Source organism: Coralliovum pocilloporae (assembly GCF_030845175.1).
In the GTDB taxonomy this organism is placed as follows: Bacteria; Pseudomonadota; Alphaproteobacteria; order Rhizobiales; family Cohaesibacteraceae; genus Coralliovum; species Coralliovum pocilloporae.
In genome coordinates, this window is sequence record NZ_CP132542.1 from 2,525,245 (window position 1) to 2,549,292 (window position 24,048).

General features: G+C 55.6%; 21 protein-coding genes. 8 read left to right on the forward strand and 13 right to left on the reverse strand.

Annotated elements, in window-relative coordinates:
• Positions 1 to 18 precede the first annotated feature (18 nt).
• From RA157_RS11580 to RA157_RS11595, 4 genes are read right to left on the reverse strand one after another with little or no spacing between them, the layout of a single operon-like run.
• Entirely contained in the window at positions 19 to 1,218 is a 1,200-nt protein-coding gene (locus RA157_RS11580; RefSeq protein ID WP_350333280.1) for an acyl-CoA dehydrogenase family protein, read from the reverse strand.
• 39 nt (positions 1,219 to 1,257) lie between these two features.
• The gene (locus tag RA157_RS11585) at positions 1,258 to 1,515 is read right to left on the reverse strand and encodes a hypothetical protein (protein WP_350333281.1); all 258 of its coding nucleotides are present in this window, start codon (positions 1,513 to 1,515) and stop codon (positions 1,258 to 1,260) included.
• Between the two features lie 11 nt (positions 1,516 to 1,526).
• Positions 1,527 to 3,134 carry an exodeoxyribonuclease VII large subunit gene (gene xseA / locus RA157_RS11590; RefSeq protein ID WP_350333282.1) on the reverse strand — a complete coding sequence of 536 codons (1,608 nt, stop codon included), beginning with the start codon at positions 3,132 to 3,134 and terminating at the stop codon, positions 1,527 to 1,529.
• Between the two features lie 39 nt (positions 3,135 to 3,173).
• Positions 3,174 to 3,641, reverse strand: a complete 468-nt coding sequence (locus RA157_RS11595) for an Lrp/AsnC family transcriptional regulator (RefSeq protein ID WP_350333283.1) — start codon at positions 3,639 to 3,641, stop codon at positions 3,174 to 3,176.
• A 136-nt stretch (positions 3,642 to 3,777) separates the two neighbouring features.
• Between RA157_RS11595 and ald the strand changes: the two genes are divergently transcribed.
• Complete coding sequence (gene ald, locus RA157_RS11600) at positions 3,778 to 4,896, forward strand: alanine dehydrogenase (RefSeq protein WP_350333284.1); 1,119 nt, start codon at positions 3,778 to 3,780, stop codon at positions 4,894 to 4,896.
• Positions 4,897 to 5,124: 228 nt separating this feature from the next.
• The gene (locus RA157_RS11605; RefSeq protein WP_350333285.1) at positions 5,125 to 7,452 is read left to right on the forward strand and encodes an autotransporter outer membrane beta-barrel domain-containing protein; all 2,328 of its coding nucleotides are present in this window, start codon (positions 5,125 to 5,127) and stop codon (positions 7,450 to 7,452) included.
• A gap of 3 nt (positions 7,453 to 7,455) precedes the next feature.
• Here the strand turns inward: RA157_RS11605 and RA157_RS11610 are convergent, their stop codons facing one another.
• From RA157_RS11610 to RA157_RS11620, 3 genes are all read right to left on the reverse strand, one after another.
• Complete coding sequence (locus tag RA157_RS11610; RefSeq protein ID WP_350333286.1) at positions 7,456 to 8,541, reverse strand: class I SAM-dependent methyltransferase; 1,086 nt, start codon at positions 8,539 to 8,541, stop codon at positions 7,456 to 7,458.
• Between the two features lie 126 nt (positions 8,542 to 8,667).
• Positions 8,668 to 9,321: an outer membrane protein gene (locus tag RA157_RS11615; RefSeq protein ID WP_350333287.1), complete on the reverse strand. Its 654-nt coding sequence runs from the start codon at positions 9,319 to 9,321 to the stop codon at positions 8,668 to 8,670.
• Between the two features lie 33 nt (positions 9,322 to 9,354).
• Complete coding sequence (locus RA157_RS11620; RefSeq protein ID WP_350333288.1) at positions 9,355 to 10,209, reverse strand: phosphatase PAP2 family protein; 855 nt, start codon at positions 10,207 to 10,209, stop codon at positions 9,355 to 9,357.
• A gap of 83 nt (positions 10,210 to 10,292) precedes the next feature.
• Between RA157_RS11620 and RA157_RS11625 the strand changes: the two genes are divergently transcribed.
• Together RA157_RS11625 and RA157_RS11630 are read left to right on the forward strand one after the other, a co-directional pair.
• Complete coding sequence (locus tag RA157_RS11625) at positions 10,293 to 10,949, forward strand: hypothetical protein (protein WP_350333289.1); 657 nt, start codon at positions 10,293 to 10,295, stop codon at positions 10,947 to 10,949.
• Between the two features lie 55 nt (positions 10,950 to 11,004).
• Complete coding sequence (locus RA157_RS11630) at positions 11,005 to 11,706, forward strand: hypothetical protein (RefSeq protein WP_350333290.1); 702 nt, start codon at positions 11,005 to 11,007, stop codon at positions 11,704 to 11,706.
• 194 nt (positions 11,707 to 11,900) lie between these two features.
• Here the strand turns inward: RA157_RS11630 and RA157_RS11635 are convergent, their stop codons facing one another.
• Positions 11,901 to 12,179, reverse strand: coding sequence for a hypothetical protein (locus tag RA157_RS11635; RefSeq protein ID WP_350333291.1), 279 nt, complete (start codon positions 12,177 to 12,179; stop codon positions 11,901 to 11,903).
• Positions 12,180 to 12,424: 245 nt separating this feature from the next.
• On the opposite strand from RA157_RS11635, the gene RA157_RS11640 reads away from it, so the two are divergent.
• Complete coding sequence (locus RA157_RS11640) at positions 12,425 to 13,306, forward strand: LysR substrate-binding domain-containing protein (protein WP_350333292.1); 882 nt, start codon at positions 12,425 to 12,427, stop codon at positions 13,304 to 13,306.
• A 15-nt stretch (positions 13,307 to 13,321) separates the two neighbouring features.
• Here RA157_RS11640 and RA157_RS11645 read toward each other — a convergent pair whose 3' ends face one another.
• Positions 13,322 to 14,740: an EamA family transporter gene (locus RA157_RS11645; RefSeq protein WP_350333293.1), complete on the reverse strand. Its 1,419-nt coding sequence runs from the start codon at positions 14,738 to 14,740 to the stop codon at positions 13,322 to 13,324.
• A gap of 186 nt (positions 14,741 to 14,926) precedes the next feature.
• Here RA157_RS11645 and RA157_RS11650 point away from each other — a divergent pair, with 186 nt between their 5' ends.
• Positions 14,927 to 15,514, forward strand: a complete 588-nt coding sequence (locus tag RA157_RS11650; protein ID WP_350333294.1) for a HupE/UreJ family protein — start codon at positions 14,927 to 14,929, stop codon at positions 15,512 to 15,514.
• Between the two features lie 67 nt (positions 15,515 to 15,581).
• Here the strand turns inward: RA157_RS11650 and RA157_RS11655 are convergent, their stop codons facing one another.
• Together RA157_RS11655 and RA157_RS11660 are read right to left on the reverse strand one after the other, a co-directional pair.
• On the reverse strand, positions 15,582 to 17,627 hold the full coding sequence (locus RA157_RS11655; protein ID WP_350333295.1) for a methyl-accepting chemotaxis protein: 2,046 nt from the start codon (positions 17,625 to 17,627) through the stop codon (positions 15,582 to 15,584).
• Positions 17,628 to 17,923: 296 nt separating this feature from the next.
• Positions 17,924 to 19,300, reverse strand: coding sequence for a glutamate--cysteine ligase (locus tag RA157_RS11660; RefSeq protein ID WP_350333296.1), 1,377 nt, complete (start codon positions 19,298 to 19,300; stop codon positions 17,924 to 17,926).
• Positions 19,301 to 19,806: 506 nt separating this feature from the next.
• Here RA157_RS11660 and RA157_RS11665 point away from each other — a divergent pair.
• Positions 19,807 to 20,700: a LysR substrate-binding domain-containing protein gene (locus RA157_RS11665; protein WP_350333297.1), complete on the forward strand. Its 894-nt coding sequence runs from the start codon at positions 19,807 to 19,809 to the stop codon at positions 20,698 to 20,700.
• On the opposite strand, the gene RA157_RS11670 is transcribed toward RA157_RS11665, so the two are convergent.
• On the reverse strand, positions 20,661 to 21,281 hold the full coding sequence (locus tag RA157_RS11670; RefSeq protein WP_350333298.1) for a TetR family transcriptional regulator C-terminal domain-containing protein: 621 nt from the start codon (positions 21,279 to 21,281) through the stop codon (positions 20,661 to 20,663). The two genes, RA157_RS11665 and RA157_RS11670, sit on opposite strands and share 40 nt — an antisense overlap.
• Positions 21,282 to 21,363: 82 nt before the next feature.
• Positions 21,364 to 22,101, reverse strand: a complete 738-nt coding sequence (locus RA157_RS11675; protein ID WP_350333299.1) for a 16S rRNA (uracil(1498)-N(3))-methyltransferase — start codon at positions 22,099 to 22,101, stop codon at positions 21,364 to 21,366.
• Between the two features lie 212 nt (positions 22,102 to 22,313).
• Between RA157_RS11675 and RA157_RS11680 the strand changes: the two genes are divergently transcribed.
• On the forward strand, positions 22,314 to 24,002 hold the full coding sequence (locus RA157_RS11680; protein ID WP_350333300.1) for a methyl-accepting chemotaxis protein: 1,689 nt from the start codon (positions 22,314 to 22,316) through the stop codon (positions 24,000 to 24,002).
• Positions 24,003 to 24,048 lie beyond the last annotated feature (46 nt).

Here is a 24,048-nt window from a genome sequence, read left to right on the forward strand (position 1 = left end):
TATGCCCATGGCGCAAGCTCAGGCAAAGGCAGACAGAATATCCCGCGCGATGATCATGCGCTGAATTTCTGATGTTCCCTCATAAATGGTGGTGATCCGGGCATCCCGCGCATGACGTTCCAGCGGCAGGTCAGCTGTATAACCTGCACCGCCATGCAGTTGCAGTGCCGTATAGGTGGCGCGCTGGGCTGCCTCTGTCGCAAAAAGCTTGGCCATGGAAGCTGCCGTTGCAAAGGGCTTACCTCTATCCTTCAGGCTGGCCGCCTGCAGGATGAGCAGTCGTGCCGCTTCAAGTTCCGTCTCCCGGTCAGCTACTTGCCACTGCAGCCCCTGATGCTCAGCCAGCGCCTTGCCGAACTGACGTCGTTCCACCATGTAGCGTTCTGCAGTCTCCATGGCCGTGCGGGCAATGCCGAGCGCTAGCGCGGCAATGCCGATCCGCCCGCCTGCCAGTTCTCCGACCGCGATGCGGAAGCCGTCATTAAGCTCGCCCATCAGCGCAGAGGCTGGCAGACGGCACGTGTCAAACAGCACTTCATTGGTGGCTGATCCTGTCTGCCCCATCTTGCGCTCTTCCTTGCCGATGGTGAGGCCGGAGCTGTCTGCAGGCACAAGAAAACAGGATATGCCCTTGCCCCGTGGGGCATCCTGATCGGTAACAGCCCAGACCACGAACAGCCCCGCATAGGCTGCAGAAGTGATGTAGAGCTTGGCACCATTCAGCACCCACTCGTTTCCGTCCATTTCCGCGCGTGTGGTCATGGAGGAGGGATCAGAGCCCGCACCGGCTTCTGTCAGGCAGAAGGCACCCGCCGGAAACGTTCCGTCACAAAGCTTCGGCAGATAAGAAGACTTCTGCTCATCCGAGCCGACCTTGTCGATGATCTCGGCCACCATGTTGGTGACAGACAGGGTCACACCGGTTGAGGCGCAGGCCGCCCCCACTTCCTGAACAGCAAGGGCAAAGGCTACGCTTCCCGCTTCGCTGCCTCCATGGTCCGCGCTGACATTCAGCCCCATGAAGCCGTTTTCTGCCAACAGTCGAAGGTTATCCAGCATTGCCGCCCGGCCTTCGCCGCGATCAAGAGCTTCCGCGTGCGGGGCAATGGAATCGGCAGCCAGACGGGCAGCCGTATCTTTGATCATCCGATGTTCTTCTGAAAGCTCGAACGAAAGGCCTGCCATACCATGATCTCCATCTTCTGCTAGCCGGATCATAGGCGGCGTCTTGACAGACAACAATCCCGCCTGATGCGGCTATGACGGTGCGGAAGGGTCATCCTCGTCGGACGCTTCGTTGTTCTCCGTCGCCTGCTCCTGCTCAAAGCGCCGTTTAACCGAGAAAATGACAGACTGGACCGCATACCAGGTGATGATGGCAATTGTCACCGTGGCTGCCGCATCCGCAAGACTTAGATACGGATCAGCCAGTGATAGACTAGGCCGGATCAAGCCGCGATAGACAACCAGACTTATGGTAACGACCAGGATGATCAGCGGGATGAGCAGTTTCATTTATCTACACTCTAAAAGAGCGATCCCTGATTATCCTCAGATTTCGGCTTGCGTCTGGGGCGCGTGGTTTTCTCAGCCGGTGCCTGCGCTGCAGGCTGTGCCGGGGGAGGTGGGGTGTCACCGGGCGCGCCTGCAATTGCGGCAACCCGACCGTCGGCAAATTCAAGGCTGAGCGCCTCCCCGGCGGATACGGAGGATGCAGACCGGACAGGCTGATCCTGCTGATCGCGTACAAGCGCAAAACCGCGCGACAGAACACTTTGATAGGAGAGTGTCTTCAGCAGTTTTTCAAATCCGCTCAGAGAGCTGCGCTTGCGCTCGATCTGATGGATGAAAATCTGTTCCATACGACGACCGGACTGCTGCAGCCTGTCCTGAAGGAGGGCCGCCCGGTCTGAAAGCCTGTCAAGTCGCAGGCGCTGGCTTGTGTTCTGTAACTGGCTTGTCCTGCGCTCTAGATAGATATCCATGGCGCGCGCCGAGCGGGTCTGAAGTGTGATGAGCCTGTCGCGCGCATTCTGTGTCTGGCGGGCCGGGTTATTGGCTATCAACCGGGTTGCGGCCTGATCGAGCCTGGCCCTGTGCCGTGCGGTTCCTGCCGTCAGGGCCAGGCCGATACGCCCAGCCGCCTGATCCAGTCTCTGACGCGGAATGGACAGAAGGTCGGTGGCCCGTGGTAACGCCCGCGCTGCGCTGCGCAGATCCTGTCGCTTGCGGTCAAAGGACCGGATCAGAGCTTGCAACCGCCGACGGTTGAGGTCATCCACCTGCGCCAGCAGTTCAGAGCGAACCGGCACGGCCATTTCTGCGGCACCCGTCGGCGTTGGTGCGCGGCGATCTGCGGCATAATCAATGAGCGTCCAGTCAGTCTCATGGCCTACGGCTGAAATCAGCGGGATCAGGCTGTCAGCGGCAGCACGGACCACATCTTCGTCGTTGAACCCCCAGAGGTCTTCAAGCGAGCCGCCGCCCCGGGCCACTATGATGAGATCCGGTTTCTTCAACGGGCCATCATCGGGCAGGGCGTTAAAGCCCCGGATGCCATTGGCAACTTCCGCGCCTGACGTTTCTCCCTGAACACGCACAGGCCATACGGTCACGTCAACCGGATAGCGGTCTGCCAGCCGGTGGAGGATATCGCGGATCACGGCACCGGTTGGAGACGTCACCACGCCGATATGACGCGGCAGAAATGGGATAAGCTGCTTGCGACCCTCATCAAACAGGCCTTCGGCTGCAAGCTTCTTCTTGCGTTCTTCCAGAAGAGCCATCAGCGCGCCGACACCGGCAGGTTCCAGGTGATCAATCACCATCTGGTATTTTGACTGACCGGGAAAGGTGGTGAGCTTGCCGGTGGCAATCACCTCAAGTCCCTGTTCCGGCTGTATGGCCAGACGTCCTGCGACGCCTTTCCAGATGACACCGGCAAGAACAGCGCGATCATCTTTCAGGTCCAGATAGACATGGCCGGATCCGGGTCGGCTTACACGACCGAGTTCACCACGCACCCGCACATAACCATAGGTGTCTTCCACTGTCCGCTTGAGCGACATGGACAGCTCGGAAACCGTGAATTCTGCGGCATTGGATCCGGATTGTGAGGACACGCGTTGCTCCATTCGCGAGTTTGATACCGGAACTCTAACTGATTCCAAAGGTTAAAGCGGCAGTTTTGACGTCTTTTTCACGGTCCGGAGCGTGAGCTGGGACTGGACACGTTCAACGCCCGGCAGGTCGGTCAGAACCTCAGTATGAATCCGTTCGAGATCGGTGGTGTCCTTATAGATGATGCGGATCAGGTAATCCCGCTGGCCAGCCAGCAGATAGCAGTCGAGGATCTCCGGCTGGGTCATCACCGCGCGTTCAAACCGGTCAAGGGCGTCCCGCGACTGGCGCTCAAGGGAAACAAACACAAAGGCAGTACCGCTATAGCCACAGGATTTGGGATCCAGAATAAGTGCATAGCGCTCAACCAGCTCACTGTCTTCCATCAGCTTTGTACGCCTGAGGCAGGCCGATGCTGAAAGATTCACCAGACCGGCCAGCTCGGCATTGGTGAGGCGACCATTGTCCTGAAGGTAGTTGAGAATCTTGCGGTCAGTTCTGTCGAGTCCGCTTATTGGCATTTTATTCGATCCTAGTGAGATATTGCGGCAAAAAATATAGCTACTATCCTAAATCCGACGCAACATCAGAGACAAATTGCGCAAAAGATGAAGCATAATGGCAGAATATTCAAGCATTTGCTTCAGGAGGGTTGAAATGCTGATCGGGTGCCCGAAAGAAATTAAGGTGAATGAGGATCGCGTCGGCGTGATCCCAAGCACCGTAGCCGAGCTGGTCGCAGCCGGTCATGATGTGGTTATGGAAACCAATGCCGGTGTCGGTGCTGGTCTGTCCAATGAGGAATATATCGCAGCCGGTGCACGGATCGCCGATACTGCAGACGAAGTGTTCGCCTCTGCCGATATGATCATCAAGGTCAAGGAACCTCTGGCACCGGAACGGGCCAAGCTGCGCGATGGACAATTGCTGTTCACCTATCTGCATCTGGCTCCGGACCCCGAGCAGGCCAACGACCTGATGAAATCTGGTGCCACCTGCATCGCCTATGAAACGGTGACCAGCAACAATGGTACCCTGCCGCTTCTCTTCCCGATGTCTGAAGTTGCCGGTCGACTGGCCCCTCAGGTCGGCGCTGCTGCGCTTGAGAACAATGGCGGCGGCAAGGGCGTTCTTCTTGGTGGTGTTCCGGGTGTTGATCCCGCGGAAGTGGTTATCATCGGTGCAGGGGTTTCCGGTACCAATGCTGCCCGCATGGCGCTGGGTATGGGTGCATCCGTCACAATGGTCGATCGGTCTACTGACGCCCTGCGTGCCTCTGTTGATCGCTTCGGTACTGCTGTGCGCACGGTTCACTCAAATCGCGACAATATTGCCCGTCTGGTGGAAAGAGCCGATCTGGTTATTGGTACCGTACTCATTCCGGGTGCGGCTGCACCAAAGCTTGTCACCCGTGACATGCTGCAGACCATGAAACCAGGCTCTGCTGTTGTGGATGTGGCGATTGACCAGGGCGGCTGCTTCGAGACTTCAAAAGCAACCACCCATGCGGACCCGACCTATGTGGTTGATGGCATTGTTCATTACTGCGTGGCCAACATGCCGGGCTGTGTCGCACGGACCTCCACCTTTGCTCTGAACAACGCGACCCTGCCGTTCACGCTGGCGCTGGCCAACAAGGGGTGGAAGCAGGCTCTGGCTGATGATCCGCATCTGGCCAATGGCCTCAATGTGCATGCCGGCAAAATCACCCATGCCGCTGTTGCGGATGCTCTGGGCGAGAGCCTTCTAAACTTGGATCAGGCTCTGGCTGCATAGAAATCGCCATTGGCGTTCAGTTCAGCGTAGCTGACTAAAGACCCGGTATACAGCGTGTATGCCGGGTTTTTTGCGAGTGTTGCCTTGCTTTGGTAGTCAAAACACCGTATCCCAAGTGAGCCAGTTAATGGTTTATTTACCACATGACGATGGGGGCGTCGTCTCAGGGGCAACAGTAGAGTCATGCCACATAAGAGATCCTGTTCGACATCTGGATCACAGCTTCTGTTGAGTTGTGCCGTCACTGCCTTGATGGTCGCATCTGTTGAACCCGTATGGGCGCAGAGTTTTACGGTTCCCAATGGCACGACAGAAACCACCACTCAGACCCTGGCAGACAATCAGACCGGTACAGTTGAGGCTGGTGGCAGCATTTCTGTCACCGGTGACAATGTTGACGGGATCGTTGCGGGTAATGGCAATACGATCACCAATGCCGGATCGGTGCAGACAGGTGGAAATGTCGCGAATGCGATTGATGTGCTCGACAACAACACCATTACGAACAGCGGTACTTTAACCACGCTTGGTACAGGGTCCATAAGTATCTTCGGAGAGGATGACAATACCATCACCTCCAGTGGAACCATTAACGTCAATGGCGGTTTCTCGTTCGGCATCAATGTGAATGATGGCAATTCGATTACACAGTCGGGAACGATTAATCTGAATGGTGATCCGGCGGTTGGGATTCTGGCCAATGATAACAATACGGTGGTTCAGTCCGGGACCATCATCGGTATGCTGGCGACACCCGAAGGAAGCGCCGGAATTGTTGTTGATGATGACAGCACGGTAAGCAATTCAGGTCTGATTGCGTTGACCAACACGGGTGGCGGGTTCCTGCTGGGTATTCTCGGCGAGGTCAGCAATACGCTCAACAACACCGGGCAGATTGTCCTTGGTGGAGACAACAGTTTCGGGATTGCCGCTGAATCACTAAATACGATTACCAACAGTGGCCTGATTGTGATCAACGGCTCAGACAGTGCGGGTATTGAAGCCGAGGATGGTAATACAATCAATCATTCCGGGACTATTCTTGCTGTTGGTGATGTGACGGATGGTATCTTTGCCCTTGATGGCAATATGATTGTCTCATCCGGCTCTATCCTGACCAGCGGCTCTGACAGTGATGGCATCAACTTTGCTGACAACAACATGGTCATGGTCACTGGACTTGTTGTACCGGTGGGGAACGATTCCGACGGGATTAATGCCGGGGCCAACAATGATGTTTCTGTCTTTGGAACCATCCTGACGGTGGGCTCATCTTCGGATGGTGTCGATTTTGAAGATGAAGGCAATACACTGACCGTTGGCGGTACGATTATTACAGCGGGACCGATGTCTGACGCGATCGATTTTGACGGGACAGGTAATACGCTCAATCTTCTGGCGGGCCTGCGCGTTCAGGGCGGCGTTTCTTTGAGCAGCGGCATTGATACCCTGAATGTGGGAAATGGTCTGGACCTCAATTTCACCTTTGATGCGGCAAACGGCCTGCCTGAGATCATCAACACCAACGGCGCCCCGTTTGTAACCAATGGCAATACGATTGCTGTCCTTGATGAAACGGCTCTGTCGCTGACCGATGATCTTCTGGCTGATATTACCAACGGCCAGTCCAGCTCGGTTTTCAATGCGCTGAACAGTGGCCGCGGTCAGGGACGGACGACGATAGCGACACATGGCGGGGGAGATCAGCGTGGCGGTTCTCGCTGGCACAGCTGGACTCACTTGTATGGTGGTCTGCGCAGGCAGACAGATGACGGCAGTATTGCAGACGCCTATCAGGGATATGGTGGCACAGTCAGTGGCTGGCAGCTTGGGGAGCTGAATGGTACTCGTTTCGGCGTGTTTGGTGCCTCTGCTTTCGCTCGTACGGAAGTTGATGATAATTCGCAGGATATTGACACACGTGGATTTTCCGGCGGGGTATATGCAGGCATGGATACCCGTTTCGGGTTCCTGAATGCGCTGGTTTCGGGCGGCTATCTGGAGCAGGAAAGCAACCGTCAGGTCGCCAACAACCTTGTGGTCGGTGGTATTGAGCGCCTTGATGCTGACTATGATGGTTACTCGGTTTCCGCTGCAATTGAAGCAGGCTGGCAAACGGCTTTAGGGCAGCAGAGCATCGATGTCGTCGGTACGCTGGGCTATGCCGGGCTTTTCCTGGAGGACTATAACGAGACAGGGCCGACACAATCGATCGCAATTAATGATCGGGATATCCACGTCCTGACAACAGGGTTGCGCGTGCAATCGGTGCTGCATCGGGAAGAGACGGAAACAGGGCACTGGAGCCTGACAGGCTACGCCGGAGCCGATGCACGCTTCTCAATTGGCGACGATACGATTGACGCTGTATTGCTCGGCCAGTCTATTACTTTTGATCCGGATGACGACGACGTGGTCGGTTCGCTCTATGTGGGGGCTACCGGACACTATAATATCTCATCGAATGTTGCTTTCACCACCGGCGTTGAGAGCCGGGTGGATAGTGAAAGAGCCTGGTCTATCTCCGCCCGCACTGGTCTGGATGTGAGGTTCTGACCCTCAAGCCTTCCGATAGGCTGTTACCTTTGAGAGAAAAGCCGTCTCCGAGTAGATCGGTTCCAGACCATAATCAGCAAAGACAGATGTGAGATCATCGCTGCGGTAATGGTCGAAATAGGGCTCGTGGAACATTTGCGGGAACAACGACAACAGGCCATCAAAACCGGGCTTGTCGCCATTCTGTAAGGCATCGACGAAGATGAATGTTCCGCCGGGTTTCAGGATCCGGGCGATATCTGCAATTACCGTTCGCCGAACCTTTGGCGGCAATTCGTGAAACAGAAAAACAGCTGTGACAATATCCAGTGACCCGCTGCCAAAGGGTGAGCATTCCGCATTGCCCAGAACAAACCTGTGCGGACGATGGCCACTCCGTTTCTCCGCGCGGGCAAGATAGGGAAGGGACAGGTCAAGACCGGTTACGGGCAGACGCGGAAAAGCATCGCCGATCTGCTGGAGCATGGAGCCGGTTCCCGTCGCCAGATCTGCGGCCCGGAGGTCACGTTGATCGCGCCCATGAAGTGCATGATAGAGCGGTATCAGGCCTGCGCGGCGCATGGCATTGGCCGTGCCTGAAAACAGGATCTCCACCTGCATGTCATAGAGACGGGCAGAGTCATCCGTCAGCCAGCCCCCGGACTGGAAATGGAAGTTCTGCCGATAATAGGCCGGAAGGCCATCAAGACTGGCTTCTTCCCGCGCTTCCGTGAAATGGTTGGAGAGGCGGCGCTCTGTTGATCGGGGCAGGTCCTTGAACAGCAGACGGCTGCGTTTCACAAGGCTGACGAGAGAGCCGTCATGATCGCGTGGCGTCGGATAGTAACCCTGTTCTGAATGGATGAGATCCTGCTGCAGCAAAGCGCGTATCTCTTTGAGAAGAGCAGCGCGATCCGGTACCGCACCATCGGCTTTTGGAGGTGGTGTAGGCTCTGCGCGGCTGGTTGCTTCCTGACGGCGAACCGCGCGATCAATGGCAAGCCGATGGCCGATGTAAAAGCCCATACGGGATATTTGTCGGGCTGTATAGCTGACCCGAGCGACTGTTCGGCCTGCTCGTGACGCAATACCTGTGCTGTCAGCTTCCATATCCTCCTCCTTATAAGTCAATGTAGGAAGATCATTTGAAAATGTGAAGGCAGGCTTTGGCAGGCATATAAAAAGCCCGCCTGAACGCGCGTCCTGGCGGGCTTGAATATCGTCTGTGATCAGCGCTTAGAAAGAGTAGGATACGCCGATTGCGAAGTGATGCAGCAGCAGATCGGTTTCAAGAGACCCGCCACCATTCAGGTCTGCATCAACATCGGAATAAGAGAAGCGATATTCGCCGAAGACAGACCAGTCTTCATAGATCGCGATATCAACACCAACCAGAGCCTGCGCGGCCACGCCAACAACCTGGTATTCGTCCGTTTCCGGACCGCCTGCGGCAACCTCGACATTCGGGATTGAGAGGCCAACACCGACGCCAGCATATGGCGTGTAGCGTGTCTCATTCTGATAGCGATAGAAAACATTCGCCGTCAGGATGTTGATGCCGTCAGTGAATTCCAGTGTTGTGAAGGGAGCTGGAACTGGATCAGCTGCTGCTTTGGCATGAACGAAATCAACGCCAACACCCCATCCGGCATAAGCTGGATCTTCAAACCAGTATGTGCCCCGAACACCCCAGTAAGGCGGGAATTCGAATGACTCTCCATCAAAATCAACATTGCCGGAGAAATTGGCACTCGGTGATGTCAGGGTTACATCGTCATCCTGAACCAGGTTGCCACCGAGATATGCAGAAAACTGGAATTCTGCATGCGCAGGAGCTGCCATTGCCAACAGACCTGCCAGAGCTGTTACGCTCAAAAGACCTTTGTTCATATCGTCCCCGTCCGGACCTTAAGCCGTCGTCATCTACTTTTGCTGCCGGATTTTTCCGGTCAGCAACGTCCAAATTGTAATCCAGCTTTCCCCAAGGCCCTGTCTTTTGTGATAGGTGCCCTCTCTGCCGACTGTAAACAACCAGCCGCGTTGCGCGAAAGTAGAACGCATTCGGGCGCAGAAAACAAGAGCAAATAAGCCGCCAAACAGTATATCACTCGGGTAGTGTGCCCCTACGACAACACGACTTACGGCTAAGGTGATCCCAAGGGCTGCTGCAGCGAAGGTCAAACGGGGGATAAGAAAGGCGATAACCACCGCCAAAGCGACCCCGGTTGTGGCGTGACCTGAGGGAAAACTGGCAAAACTGGCGTCAAATGCGATCGGGTCGAAGGCAAAGACACCATGCTCGTCCATATGCTTTGGTCTGGCCCGGCCAATAAGCCGCTTGAGCAGTGTAACCAGCAGACCTGAACCGGCAACACAGACAAAACAGAAGGCGACCAGAGCGTTGATCTGCTGTGCTGCCTGTCGAATTGACGGTATATCAGTACGAATCCTTATGTCAGTCAGGCAAATCATCGCGATTGCGCTCAGGGCGATATAGGGCCCTGATTTTGCGATATCGGTAATCGCGTCGAAAAACCCGCGGGTGTCGGGGTCGAGCGCGCGAGCCCATCGCACGGCAGCCTCGTCAAACAGAATGGCAATGACAAACCAGATGACAAAGAGGCCGATTGCATAATTGACCAGATCAAGCAGGCCGAACCGGCGTTCTCCATCTGACGGGTGTGGATGGCGAACCACGCCACCGATCAGAAGGCCAAGGTCCTTCCAGAGCCTGTTGTGAATGGCCAGAGCGAACAGCAGAGCTTGCTTTGCGGTCATAAATGACGTCCTCTTTGATGGAGAGACTTCCTTACAGCGCCAAAAACGGTGCGTCAAAGCGCAAAACCCGTGAAAGGACCGTAATGACCTCGCCGTTGCAAAACAGGGTTAAACCGGATGGTGAGATTGTGCGCCATCAGGCCCGCGGCACATTGATGGGCAATCGGGGTGGGCGCCTTCATGATCCGGCGACAAGAGAGCTTGCAAAACGGCGCTGGTCCTCACGTGCGTGGATCTGTTGCGAGATGGACTTTCGTGGGCGTCAGAGGCAAGTGATGGGAGAGAGCTATACCGAGCTGTTCTTTCTTGATGAGGTTACGGCTCTGGCCGCTGGCCATCGACCCTGCTTTGAGTGCCGCCGTCAGGATTCCCTGCGGTTTGCCCGGCTGTTTGGCCAGCATGTTCTGGAGAAGGACGGTCGGGCAAGTGCAGGGGAAATGGACCGGATCCTGCATGATGAACGCCTTGACGGCCGGGCAAAGCGCCGCCATCAGGCCATCGCGACGACACTTCCCGACGGAACTCTCATAGAGCAGGCCGGTCAGGTCTATGCCGTTGCGTGTAATACACTGCTGCCCTGGTACATGGATGGGTATGGTGATGCGGAGCCGTTCAGGCAGTGCGGGTCTGTCACCGTTCTGACGCCACCCTCCGTCATGGGCGTTCTGGCAAAAGGCTACCAGCCCCGTTGGCATCCTACAGCCAGCGAGCGGCTCGCGGTACTGGGCCGTTCTCTATGATCTGCTAAGCCTGTGTGGTATAAGCAGGAATATCGATTCACCGGGGAGTTCAGGAATGACCACACCGTTCGATTGGCTTCATGAGTCTCTCAGGCAGGCCGGGCTTGGAACCCTGTCGGCGAACAATGCTTTTTCACCGGATATGATTGCCCGTTCAGCGGCTGCTTTTGCTCCGGTGTTTACGCTGGCCCTGCAGCGGTTGGCGACCAACCCTGATGCTTTGAAGAGCTTTTCTGATCCGGCGAACCTGGCGCGGTTCTCGCGTTACATCCAGGACCCGGCCTCGGCCTTCACTGCTGGCGGGTTCCGTGATGGCGAATCCCTTTTCCCCATGCTGTTTGGATCAAACGCATCGGCAAACACCATGGCCGACTGGGTTGCCCGCATGTGCGGTTTCGAGCCGGACCCGGTGCGTCGGCTGCAATCCGGTTTCACCACCATGGTTGCAGCGCATCTGGCCAAGGTGCTTGATATGCCCGAGCGGGACGCTGGCAATCTCGATAAGCTCGCCAGCCGGGTTCTTGAATTCGGCCAGTTGAAAATGCCCGAAGGCCTGCCGAGCTACAATCCCTTTGCTGAAGCCATGTCCAGTTTTATGGAGGGCTTTCTCGGCACAAAGGATAACGGAAAATCTGCAAAAGAGGGCAAGGGCGATCCGCAGGATCCACTGTCTGAAATGATGAAAGCCGGTGGCGCTTTGCAGGAAAGCTATTTCCGTGAGCTGAATGCGATGTTTGATCGCGCAACCGGGTCCTGATCTTCTATAAAACCAGACTGAAGGCCGTTTGGCGTAAGACAAAAAAGACCCGTCAGCAGAACTGACGGGCCAGGTTGTGGAACCCGCGAGGAATTTGGGTTCCAAGGGCATAAGGGTGCCTGAAGAACTTTGAAGAACTGGCCAGAAGACTTCTCTGAGGACTTCTTTGGGGAACTCTTCTGACGCAACGCGCTTTAGAGAGACTGGCGCTGATTGCGGCGAGCCGCATCGCTCAGTACAGTTGTCGGGTCCGTACCAAGATCAGACAGTCTGGCCTGAGCCAGATCTTCCGGTCGCAAGCCGATATCCTGCAGCATACGCTCATCAAGTGTCTCCAGATGTGGCAGATGACGGCGGTTCCACAGTGGACGGACGGTCTGTTTCGCGGCGCGCACCAATACAGCGAAGAGAGACGAGATAAGCGTTGGCCGCCGGGAAGCGGTTGGGGTGTAAAGGGTGTCATGCATTGACATCGGAGTCTCCTTTCCTGTGTCCTGCCGATCTTGGGAATCCTGTTTGGGAATTCGGCAGGGCGGTGATGACAAGAGACTCCGGACGAGTCCCTTGACGGCAGGCCCGCTGCAGGCGTCGCGCCGGAAGCGTGGCCCGAGTTCAATCGGGTTTGTGAGAGGTCATGAAGAGAATATGTCGCAGCTTTATTGATTTATCAAATGAATGTTTCTAATATAAATCATCACAATAAATAATGGGTCGTCCGATGTCCTATCTTCTCGATCTTGATCAGCTCAAGACATTCGTTGCCATCGCGGATACAGGCAGCTTTACTCGGGCTGCTGAGCGGGTAAACAAAACCCAGTCTGCGGTATCCATGCAGATGCGCCGTCTCGAGGAGAGAGTGGCAAAGCCCATCTTTGTTCGTGATGGCCGCCAGTCTCGGCTGACAGGTGAAGGGCATCTGCTGCTTGATTATGCCCGCAGAATGCTGGCGCTCAACAACGAGACCTTTGCGGCATTCTCTGAAGAAGCACTGTCTGGCACAGTGCGTCTGGGGTTGCCGGATGATTACGCACCACGGCTTCTGCCCTGTATTCTGGCTGCTTTTGCCAATTCCCATCCAACAATCGAGGTCAATGTCACCTGCATCAACAGCAACGAGGTGTCCCGGCGTATTCAGGATGGTGATCTTGATCTTGGAATTGTGACCCATGGTGACACCCAGATCGGCAGCCGTATCATTCGCCGCGAGCCGCTTCTCTGGGTGACGTCTGCCCATCATACAGCGCACTGTAGCGATCCTGTACCTCTGGCCGTTGCACCAAGAAACTGCTGCTGGCGGGCCAAGGCCATAGCCGCTCTGGAAGCTCAGGGGCGGGATCACCGGATCGCGTATTCCAGTGCCAGCGCCTATGCTTTGTCGGGCGCGGTTCTCGCCGGACTGGCTGTTGCCGTTCTGCCGGAAAGTGCGGTTATGCCGGAAATGCGGATCCTGAGGGAACGGGATGGCTATCCGGAACTTCCTCCGTGTGATATCGCCATTCTGAGGGCAACGCTGGCAACGGACCGGGTCCATGATGCCCTGGCCGAGCATATTATCGCTACTCTGGATAACCTTACATTCGAGGCCGCTGCCGCAGAATAGTATGGCTGGCTAAGGCTACCGGCCCCTTGGCGGAGGCTGTTTGGTCGGGTTCGCCGGCGGTGTGCCTGTGCCCAGATGTCGAGCGCCCTGATGCTGTGTCCCCTGATGCTGGCGGCTGAGGGCGTCCCGCAGAATGGTGTTTTCCATCTTGCGCTGATGGACTTCCCGTTCAAGGTCATGAATGCGGTTTTCCATCTCCTCCACGTCCGATGGACGCAGGAGAGCTTCATCAACGGCAAGTCCCGTCAGCCCGTATTCCAGCAAACGCGATTTCCAGAGTGCTAGCAGACGCGGATCGATTTTGTATCGGGCGGCAACGGAATCGAGACTCTCTCCATCATGGGTCAGCGCCTCCAGCGCCCGAAGCCTGTCCTCCAGACCCCATTCTGCCGGGTTGCGCTGGGGTCTCGTTTGAGCTGTCTCCCACAAGCGTTGTGGAAGCAGGTCCACCATGAGCGGCAGAAGAACGTCCTGATCCGGACTGCCAAAGCGGTTGCCACCGAACTGGCCGGATATGGATGTGTCCGGGGCCTGCGAGCGGGCCGTATGGCGGGGCCAGCCGGTCACCAGAGAGGCCGCGATAATCAGTAGAGCGCCAGCCACCTGATGCCCGAGAACCGGTTCTTTCAGGATCAGCCATCCGCCTGCCAGGACAACAACGAATTCAGCACCGGACAGAATGCCTGCAAAGGCCGGTCCGGTCATGCGTGCACCAGCAACAAACAGAAAAGCGGGGACCAGAACGCCGACAAGGCCAAGTGCTGCCAGGGCCAATGTGCCATTGGTGCCGTCTGGCAAAACGGCGGAGCTGGACAGCAGCATGAAGGGCAGGGCGGCCAGCATATTGCCCAGAGACAGACTGCCGAGCCGCGTTGAAATTGGCAGAGGCGCAAGGACCCCTGTGATCAGATTAATGGCAAACCCTTGAGCCAGCGGCGCGATCAGCGCCAACGTCAGCACCGGAACCAGGTGGGACGGTATAGTGATTGGCCCAAGGGCGAGGGCAACGCCGGACAGGATCAGGAGACCGGACAGGCCGTGGATCCATGTCAGTGTCTGACGGAAGAACAGCCAGCCAAACAGCAGGGCCAGAACCGGATAGGCATAGAAGATGAAGGCTGCCGAGGTCACGGGAACCTGTGTCAGGGCCTTGAAATAGGCCACATTCCCAAGCCCCATGATGACGCCACAGGCGATGCCTGAGAAGACAAGCCGTTTAGCATGGGTGCCGCCAAACAGATAGCCGAACATGAACAGGGCTGGGATGGCTGAACGCCAGAAAGCGATGGCTTCAGCCCCGACACCAGCGTCATGGGCCAGCGACACCATGAGAGGTGTTGAGCCAAAGCCGACCGATGACAGCACCACAAGGACAGATCCCAAAAGGAATCCGCCTTTCCCGGCCGTGTCAAATGCCTGAAAGCCCCGCAGCACTCTATCCTCATTAACTCAGGCGAAACGAAAAGAGCCCCCGCTCTCATTCCGCGTGTTTCCCCAGCCTGTCATACGTCTGATGGACCTTTGTGGCAAGATCCGTTAAGAACTTGAGAGGCGCTGGCCTGCCAGTGCTTTGATGCGATCCATTCAGGAGCATCATGTCGACCAAATGAGGGACATAAGATGAAGTCGGTTTTTGTTGCCGCTGCCATGCTTGCAGCGTTCTCCTCCCCTGCATTCGCTCATTTCAACCCGCTGGACCACAGCTCCTTCATGGCCGGGTTCAGCCATCCGTTGCTTGGCCCGGATCATCTGCTGGTGATGGTGGCCGTTGGCCTCTGGGGCGGATTGCTGGGCAAAAGTGCACTCTGGACCCTGCCAACAGCTTTTGTTGCTGCCATGGTTGCCGGGTTTCTGGTGGCTCTGAGCGGTGTGCCGCTGCCTTTTGTCGAGCCGATGATTCTGCTGTCCGTTATCGGTCTTGGCGGTCTGGTCGCCATGGCGATTCGGCCAGGAGAGGGCATGGCTGAAGCCATTGTGGCGACAGCGGCAGTCTTTCACGGCCATGCTCATGGTGCGGAAATGGGGCATGCGATTGCGCTTGAATATGGCGCCGGATTTGTAGCTGCGACAGCCATCCTGCATGCAATCGGCCTCGGTGTCGCCCTGCTCTTGTTCCGATTCACAGGCCAGGGCAAACGCGCTGCCCGACTGACCCGTGGTCTTGGCTGGCTGACGGCACTGCTTGGCATCTGGCTCGGGTTCGCCTGAATAGAGTAGCAACACAAAAAAGCCGGGCCTCGTAGAGACCCGGCTTTTTGATGACTGGATTCTGAGTTTAGGCGCTGGCCACTTCTTTCAGGAAGTCAGAAACGGTGTTGCGGAGTGATCCGGTCTGTTCTGCAACAGAGCGGGATGTGTTCAACACCTGACCTGCAGAGCTGTCGGTCTCGGATGCCACAGATGTCACCAGCGCAATATTGTCTGCGACTGACTGGGTGCCCGTTGCTGCAAGCTGTACGTTGCGACTGATGTCGCTGGTTGCAGCACCCTGCTGTTCTACGGCTGTTGCAATGGAATTGGTGTACTGGTTGACCTCAGTCATTGTGTTGGCGATGGCTTCAATGGCTTCAACCGCATCCCTGGTGGAGCCCTGAATTCCGGAAATCTGCGAGGAGATTTCCTCGGTTGCCTTGGAGGTCTGGTTAGCCAGTTCCTTCACCTCGGAGGCAACAACCGCGAAACCCTTGCCCATCTCACCGGCACGGGCTGCCTCAATGGTGGCATTGAGGGCCAGCAGGTTGGTTTGTTCGGCAATATCCTGAATGAGATTGACCACTTCACCGATTTTCTGGGCGGCCTGATCAAGCTCAGAGACCTTCTCGTTTGTCGAGCTGGCCGCATCAGAGGCATTGGCTACCATGGTGCGCGTCTCACCAACCTGTCGGCTGATTTCTTCAATGGATGCAGCCAGTTCTTCTGCAGCTGTTGCAACGGTCTGTACGTTGGCTGAGGCTTCGTCGGAGCTGGAGTTGGCCGCGTTGGCCTGGCCTGCTGCATCACGCGCCAGGGAGCTCAGCTGCTCCGCAGTCGACTGCATGGAATGTGTATCCTGGTCCACTGTATCAAGCACGCTGGACACATTGGTTTCGAAGGACTGGATCAGATCAGTCACCTTGGCCTGCCGCTTGGCGGCTCTGGCCTGATCGGTCTCGGTCAGTTCCTGCAGTCTCTGCTGTTCGATCACCGTTTCCTTGAAACTCAGGATAGCCTGGGCGACCTGGCCGATTTCATCGGAGTAACGCGCTTCAGAAAAGGCAACGCTGGTGTCACCCTCCGACAGACGCTTCGTATCTGACAGAAGACTTGAAACTGAACCGGAGACGGATCTCAAGATAAGAATGGCAACACCCAGACCCAGCAGGGTAATGATGCCAGTGATGATCGACACGGTGATGAGCGTTGAGCCATGTACAATGGCCAGATCGCAGGCAAGCGTCACCAGATCCTGCCCGAGGCGATCTTCAATTTCCTTGAGCATATTGATGCGCTGGGTTGAAAGATCAAACCAGGCAGGTCCCGAGATGGCGCTTACGGAGCCGCCGAAAGCGGACTGATAACCGATCTGTCTGGCCCTGGTGACCTCTTCCATGACCGGTCGGCTCATTACTTCATCCATGAAGGTGCGCTCTGCCGATGTGGCATTGTGATAGGCCACATCAAAATAGGTCTGCTGGGCTGCCGCCAGTTTAACGAAACGCTGATAGATGGCGGGTTTGAAGGTTCCACTGCCAAAACCGGCAGCACCCATGGCCCGCTCAATCCCGGCGCGTTCCTTGCCCTGCAGCAGGGCATCATAGGCCGTAATTGCGCGGGACAGAACCGCATCCGATTTGGAGAGGCCCATAATGCCGATGCCATCCAGCATGGTGGAAATGGTGGATGTATAATACTTGGCCATCTGCCCCACGGTCAGCGAAAAACTATCCACTTGACTGCGCGTGGTGGAGAGCTTGGACAGCCGGTCATTCACGTCCACAATCAAGGTTTCAAGCTTTGGCGAGATTGTTGCAAAATCGACGGCTTTTGAGGCTGCCTGATATTTGGCGATGGCCTTGTCCGTGTCACCGCGCTGCCGGGGTAGTGTGTCGGAGAACTTGGCACCCTTGGAGCCGATGAAGCCCGCTGAACGGCCCCGTTCTTTCTGCAGTTCATGAACCACAGCGCTCAACACAGGCGCAAACTGAGACAGCTTCTCCACTTTCTTGGCGTCTGACCAGTTTTCATAGGAACGACTAAGCTCGCTGCCGGAAAAATAGAGCATTGGGACAAAAGCGAGCAAAAAGAGAGCAGCGATGCGATATTTCAGCAAAACGGCACGCATGGAGGGTCTCCACTGGATTCCAAGTAAATACTGTCCAGATTTGTACTGCTGAGAACTTTAATAAAATGCAAAAGATAACGAAATACGGGTTAAGCGGTATTGTGGTAGCGATTTTGAAGTAAGTATCATTGTGTAGAGAGTTATTATGATACCGCTTTTTCTTGGGTGTTTCGCAATTTTCTGGGCAGGATATTCGATTTTTAGTTTGAAATAAGTATTCTTACATACGTATAATCGCGTAATTCAAGAAAAGGCGATCGATATGATCGCCCCTTCGAATCGAGTAAAGATCAAGCCTAGTAGGCGTAGCACTCAAAGACCCGTTCGAGGTCGCCCTGCCAGTCGCCATGATAGCGTTTCAGCATTTCCTCTGCCGGGGTCTCGCCAAGGGCAACGATATCTTCCAGAACATGCAGATACTGGGTCTCGTCAAATCCGGCTTCGCTGATGCGATTCCGGGCTTTCAGGCCTTCGCGGGCGATATCGACCACCTGATCCGCAATTGCGTGCACTGTGGTGTCACGGAATTTCGTTTTCAAGGCTGTTACCGGAACCTGATCGCGGAGTGCCTGCCGTTCCTCGTCAGTCCAGTCCTTCACCAGATCCCAGGCCGCATCAAGGGCGGTTGAATCATAGAGGAGACCGACCCAGAGAGCAGGCAGGGCGCAAATCCGGCGCCATGGGCCTCCATCTGTGCCGCGCATTTCAAGGAAACGCTTCAGGCGCACTTCCGGGAAGATGCAGGACAGGTGATTGACCCAGTCACCTTCATTCGGCTCATCGCCTGCCGGGAGCTGGTCCCGCATGGCTCCATCCAGATATTGCTGGAATGTGATGTGGGTCGCGTCATGATAGGTTTCACCACGCTTGACGAAATACATCGGCACCTGCAGGGCATAGTCCACATAGCGTTCGAAGCCGTAGCCCTCTTCAAACACGAAAGGCAGCATGCCTGCGCGGTTATTGTCCGTATCCCGCCAGATTTCCGAGCGATAGGAGAGGAAGCCGTTTGGCTTGCCATCCAGGAATGGTGAGTTGGCAAACAGTGCAGTGGCAATGGGTTGTAGCGCCAGGCTGACCCGCATTTTCTTCACCATGTCCGCTTCACTGGCGAAATCCAGATTAACCTGGATTGTGCAGGAGCGGTACATCATGTCCAGACCCATGGTGCCGACCTTGGGCATGTAGTTGGTCATGATTTTGTAGCGCGACTTGGGCATGACGGGCGTTTGTGCACGGGACCATATCGGGCTGGCACCGACACCCATGAAGCCAATACCGAGCGCATCACCGATCTCGCGCAGCCGGGCCAGATGTCCATGTACTTCACGGCACGTATCGTGAATTGTCTCCACAGGAGCGCCGGACAGCTCGAACTGACCGCCTGGCTCCAGAGAGATCGCGCCGCCGCCATTTGGATCAGCCAATCCGATAATATTGCCAAGATCGTCAATGCGATCCCAGCCTAGCAGGCCCTCCATACCTTCCAGCAGGCGGCGGATGCCGTTCTCACCGTCATAGGCTACAGGGCTGTGATCCTTGATGCGGAAAACGAATTTTTCATGCTCGGTTCCCAGGCGCCAGCGTTCTTTCGGTTTGCAGCCGGCCTCAAGCTCGCCAATGAGCTGGTCGCGAGAGGTGAGAGGTGTTTCATTGGATTGATCACGAGCCATGGATGAAGTTCCGCATGGTGAAGTCTGACTATGCCCCATTTGGGACGGATCTTGTTCAGAGACAAACTGTATTCGAGAAGACTTGGCAAGAGGAAACTTCGTTTCGCCCGAGGCGATGTCATAAAGAAACGCTCACAAATTTGCGAGCGCTTCCGATAAAGGGCGGGAGGCCCGGCGGTGATCCATTGCCTCCCTGATGATGAAAATCTGTCTTGTTCACCCTGTTGCCCGGATGGCGTCCGACGGCGCTATCGTCTGAAGAAGCGCCAACGCGCTTTGCCAGCCTTCGGATGGTTCGCTTTGTCTGCTGCTTGCCCCGGCGGATGATTTGGGCTCTGGCCATGATGTTCAAACGCATCCAGCCGTGTAGCGGTCAGTATAGATGTTGAGAAGAGCGTCAGCATGTCTTTCTCCTGTTTTGTAAGTTCATATTGAAAATATGTTGAAAGAGATGCTAGATTTCCAGTCAGGAAATTTAATCAATATGTAAGTTTAAGTTTAATGTCATGAGCGACTATCTGCCATCACTCTCGGCTTTGCGCGCGTTTGCGGCAACGGCACGGCACGGCAGCTTCTCTGCCGCCGGGCGGGAACTGAATGTAACCCATGCTGCTGTCGCTCAGCAGGTCAGGGCGCTGGAGGCGCATCTGGGACTTGGTCTTGTCGAACGTCGGGGGCGAGGTGTTGAGCTGACGGCCCTGGGTCAATCATTCGCACATGATCTGAATGACGGCTTTTCTGCATTGTCCCAGGCTGTGAAGCGTGTCTTGGCGCAGGACAGTGTTCGACCGGTGAGTATTACCATGACACCGAGTTTTGCGTCTGACTGGATGATGCCGCGCCTGAGTAAATTCCGTGACGCCCATCCTGATGTGGATCTGATGATTCACCCATCCACAGCCCTGATCGATCTCAAGACAAGTGATCATGACTTTGCGATTCGGTTTGGTTCCGGTGACTGGCCGGATACAGCATCAACATGGCTGATGCCCACAGTGTTCGTTATCGCGGGAATAAGGGACTTCCTGCCCAATGAGGAAGAGCCACTGGGCGATCAATTGGCGCGCTACCCCTGGCTACAGGAAGTTGGAACGGAGGAGCAGCAGCTCTGGTTGAGACAGCAGGGGCTTGAAGCAGCCGACGGTGCCCGTGTTACGCACTTACCAGGCTATATGGTTCTCTCAGCGTTGAGGCAGGGGCAGGGGATTGCAGCCACGGCACGCCTGTTTATCGAAGATGATATCAAGGCTGGTCATCTGCATATCCTTTGGGAGAATGACAGCCATAATTCCGGCTATTATCTGGTTCAGGCGCAATCCAGGCTCCGACCGTCAGCGCAGACGGTCGCCGATTGGCTGCATCAGGAAGCGCAGGACAGTGCAGGTTCTGCCGGTTCCTGACGTTTGAGAAAGACATCAAAAACCATGCGGTCGAAAGTCTTGAGAGCCCGGTCGCTGCGCTCGGCTTTCATGGACAGCAGAGAGCCTTCCCATGTATCGGCCAGATAGGAGGCGAGCTCGGTCGGGTCAAGCGTCTGGTCAATATCACCTTGTGCCTGAGCCTGCATGATCAGGGTCGACAGAAATGCGCTGAAATTGGCAAAGCCTTCTACCGTGCGCATGCGAATATGTTCACTTGAGCCCGACATCTCCATAGCCAGAAGGCCGACCAGACAACCGGTCTGATAGCCTTCAGCCTCCATCAGCTGGCTATAGCGTCTGAAAAACAGCCGTAGCTTGTCATAGGCGGACAAACCCGATTCAGCCAGAACAGGCTCCACCAGTTTCTCTCCCAGCAGGAAACCGAAATGGTCGATAATCGCCAGACCAAAAGCCTCTTTGCTGTCGAAATAGTAGTGAAAGGAGCCTTTTGGAATACCAGCCTCCTTGACAATGTCCTTGATGCTGACACCGCTATAGCCTGATCGCCGAATGGTATCGACCCCAACGTCCAAAAGGCGTTTTCGTGTTGCTTCGCTCATGATCGCCAGCCGCCCGTCTAGTGATTCAGTAACAGGCTAATAATAACCGTAAGTTGTTATTTTGGAAAGGAGTTCTTAAGAACTACCAGTCGCCGCGTGTGCTTTGCAGCAGAGTCAGAGCGGCTACTGCAGCGGTATCGGCACGAAGGATACGAGGCCCGAGCGGTAGCGGTGTAACGAAGGTCTGGCTTCGAAGCAGGGCTCGTTCTTCAGAAGAGAAGCCGCCTTCGGGACCTATCAGCAGGCCGAGCGGTTTCTCGGGAAGTGCGTTCAGAATATCAGCAGGCTGCGCGCCGTCATCGCGTTCATCACAGAAGATGAGGCCCCAATCCGAAGACCATGTGGCGAGCAGTTCTGTGAGCTTGACCGGTTCCGACAGGTCCGGGATGGCAAGAATGCCGCACTGCTCTGCAGCCTCGATCATGTTGGCGCGCATGCGATCCAGATTGACCCGGTTGACCTGTGTATGCTGGGTGAATACCGGCTGCAGATGCCCGGCTCCCATCTCGACCGCTTTCTGAACCATATAGTCAAGGCGGGCATGTTTCAGAGGTGCGAAGTAATAGGTGAGGGAGTTGGCTTCCGGCTGTGGCCGGGTCTGATGATCCAGGATCAACTGGGTTTGTTTCTTGCCGACAATGGAAATGCGGGCCAGCCATTCGCCATCGCGGCCATTGAAGGTCAGAACTGTTGCACCTTCGCCCATACGCAGCACATTGAGAAGATAGTTGGATTGAGCGCGATCCAGCGCCACCTCTGCGGATGCAGTCATTGGATGATCCACATAGAGGCGTTGCGTTCGGTAGTCGTAGTCGGGCATCTGGATGTAAAGGCCTTGATGATGACGATTGTCTGAAACCTACTCGGAAGAAGCGTCAACTACAACTGACTTGATCGTTACGCCCGCCATTATTTCCAGGAATTTCTTGCGGTAATATAAGTTACCGAAAGCGCATCTGATTAAACGTTTATCCATAAATTCAGAACATTCTGAATAAAAGAATTAGACCTTCATTAGCTTGGGGCTTTCTGATGATGACGAATGTCTTGAATGGATTTTCATTGACCAAACTGCTGCTCGCTGGCTTTGGCCTTGTGGTTGCGGCAATTGTCGGCTTTGGTTTTTTCGCCAATCTTGAAATGAACCGGTTGGCCACCCAGACCGAGAAACTTTACAAACATCCTTACGCCGTCGGCACCAACCTGCGGGATATTCAGGTGAATATGGTAGCAATGCACCGTTCCATGAAGGATGTGGCTCTGGCCGCTGATGACAGCCAGATCGCGACAGCGAGTGGATTGGTTGACCAGTATGAAGCCCAGGCTCTGAAGCATTTTGAAGTGGTCCGTGAGCGCTTTCTTGGTAATCCGCAGATGGTGCGCGATGCCTATGAGCCCTTTGTAAACTGGAAAGTCATCCGGGACGAAGTAATCCAGCTCCGCCGGGCAGGTGATAAGGCAGGCGCCGCCGCAATTACCAAGGGCAAGGGAGCCAAGCATGTGCAGAAAATCAACACGGCCCTTGGCGCACTGCTCGATTTTGCCAACACAAAGGGTGATGAATTCTACGGAAAAAGCCAGGCGCTTCGCGATGAGTCGATCACTGTGGTCTGGGCTGCGCTCGGTTTCATTACGATGCTTGCCATCGGAACGGGTCTGCTGATTGCATCTCTGATGAATAACCGTCTCCGGTCCTTGCGTCAGGCAATGGATGATCTGGTTCAGGACAAACTTGATATTCAGGTGCCCTTTGTAGGTCTGAAAACCGAGGTTGGCGGTATGGCCCGGGCCGTGGAGGTATTCCGCGACAATGCTATTGAGCGGCAGCGCCTTGAAAGCCAGGCCAGCCAGGAACAGGCAGCACGCGGTGAACGTCAGGCCCAGATTGATGCATTGGTTCGTGACTTTGACAGCAATGTCCAGTCTGCGCTTCAGACCGTCGGTGATAACTCTGAGCGGATGGAGCAGACAGCCCGCACATTGACGGGAATTGCGGAAGATACATCCGGTCGAGCCAGAACGGTGGCCACTGTTTCCGAAGAAGCATCCGGCAATGTTCAGACTGTTGCATCAGCCTCTGAAGAACTGTCTGCGTCCATCGAGGAAATCAGTCGCCAGGTCGGCCAGACAAAGACAATCGTGGCCAATGCAACAGCAGCTGCTGAATCCACCAATGAAACGGTTTCAAGCCTTGACCAGGCTGCTCAGAAGATTGGTGAAGTGGTTAGCCTCATTCAGGATATCGCCGAGCAGACCAATCTTCTGGCGCTGAACGCGACGATTGAGGCCGCACGTGCCGGTGAAATGGGCAAAGGTTTTGCGGTTGTTGCGTCGGAGGTGAAGGAACTAGCGAACCAGACATCGAAAGCGACGGAAGAAATTTCTTCTCAGATCTCAGGTATTCAGGGTTCCACTCGCGAAGCTGTCGATGCCATCAAGGGGATTGCCGAGACCATGGGTGAGGTGAACGAGTTTACCAATTCCATCGCGTCTGCTGTCGAGCAACAAGGCGCGGCTACGGTTGAGATCAGTCAGAACGTGCAGCAGGCAGCCATGGGTACGCAGAATGTGGTGCAGAACATGGATGGTGTGACCGCATCTGTCTCCGAAACAAGCCAGTCTGCCGGTCAGGTTCTGAGCGCGTCTCAGGAAGTGCTGCAGCAGGCCGACGGTCTCCGTAATCTGGTATCGGACTTCCTCGGCAAAGTACGCGCGGCATAAGTCGCGCCTGATGCCTGTCTGACACCTGTTAGCCAGATACAGAAAA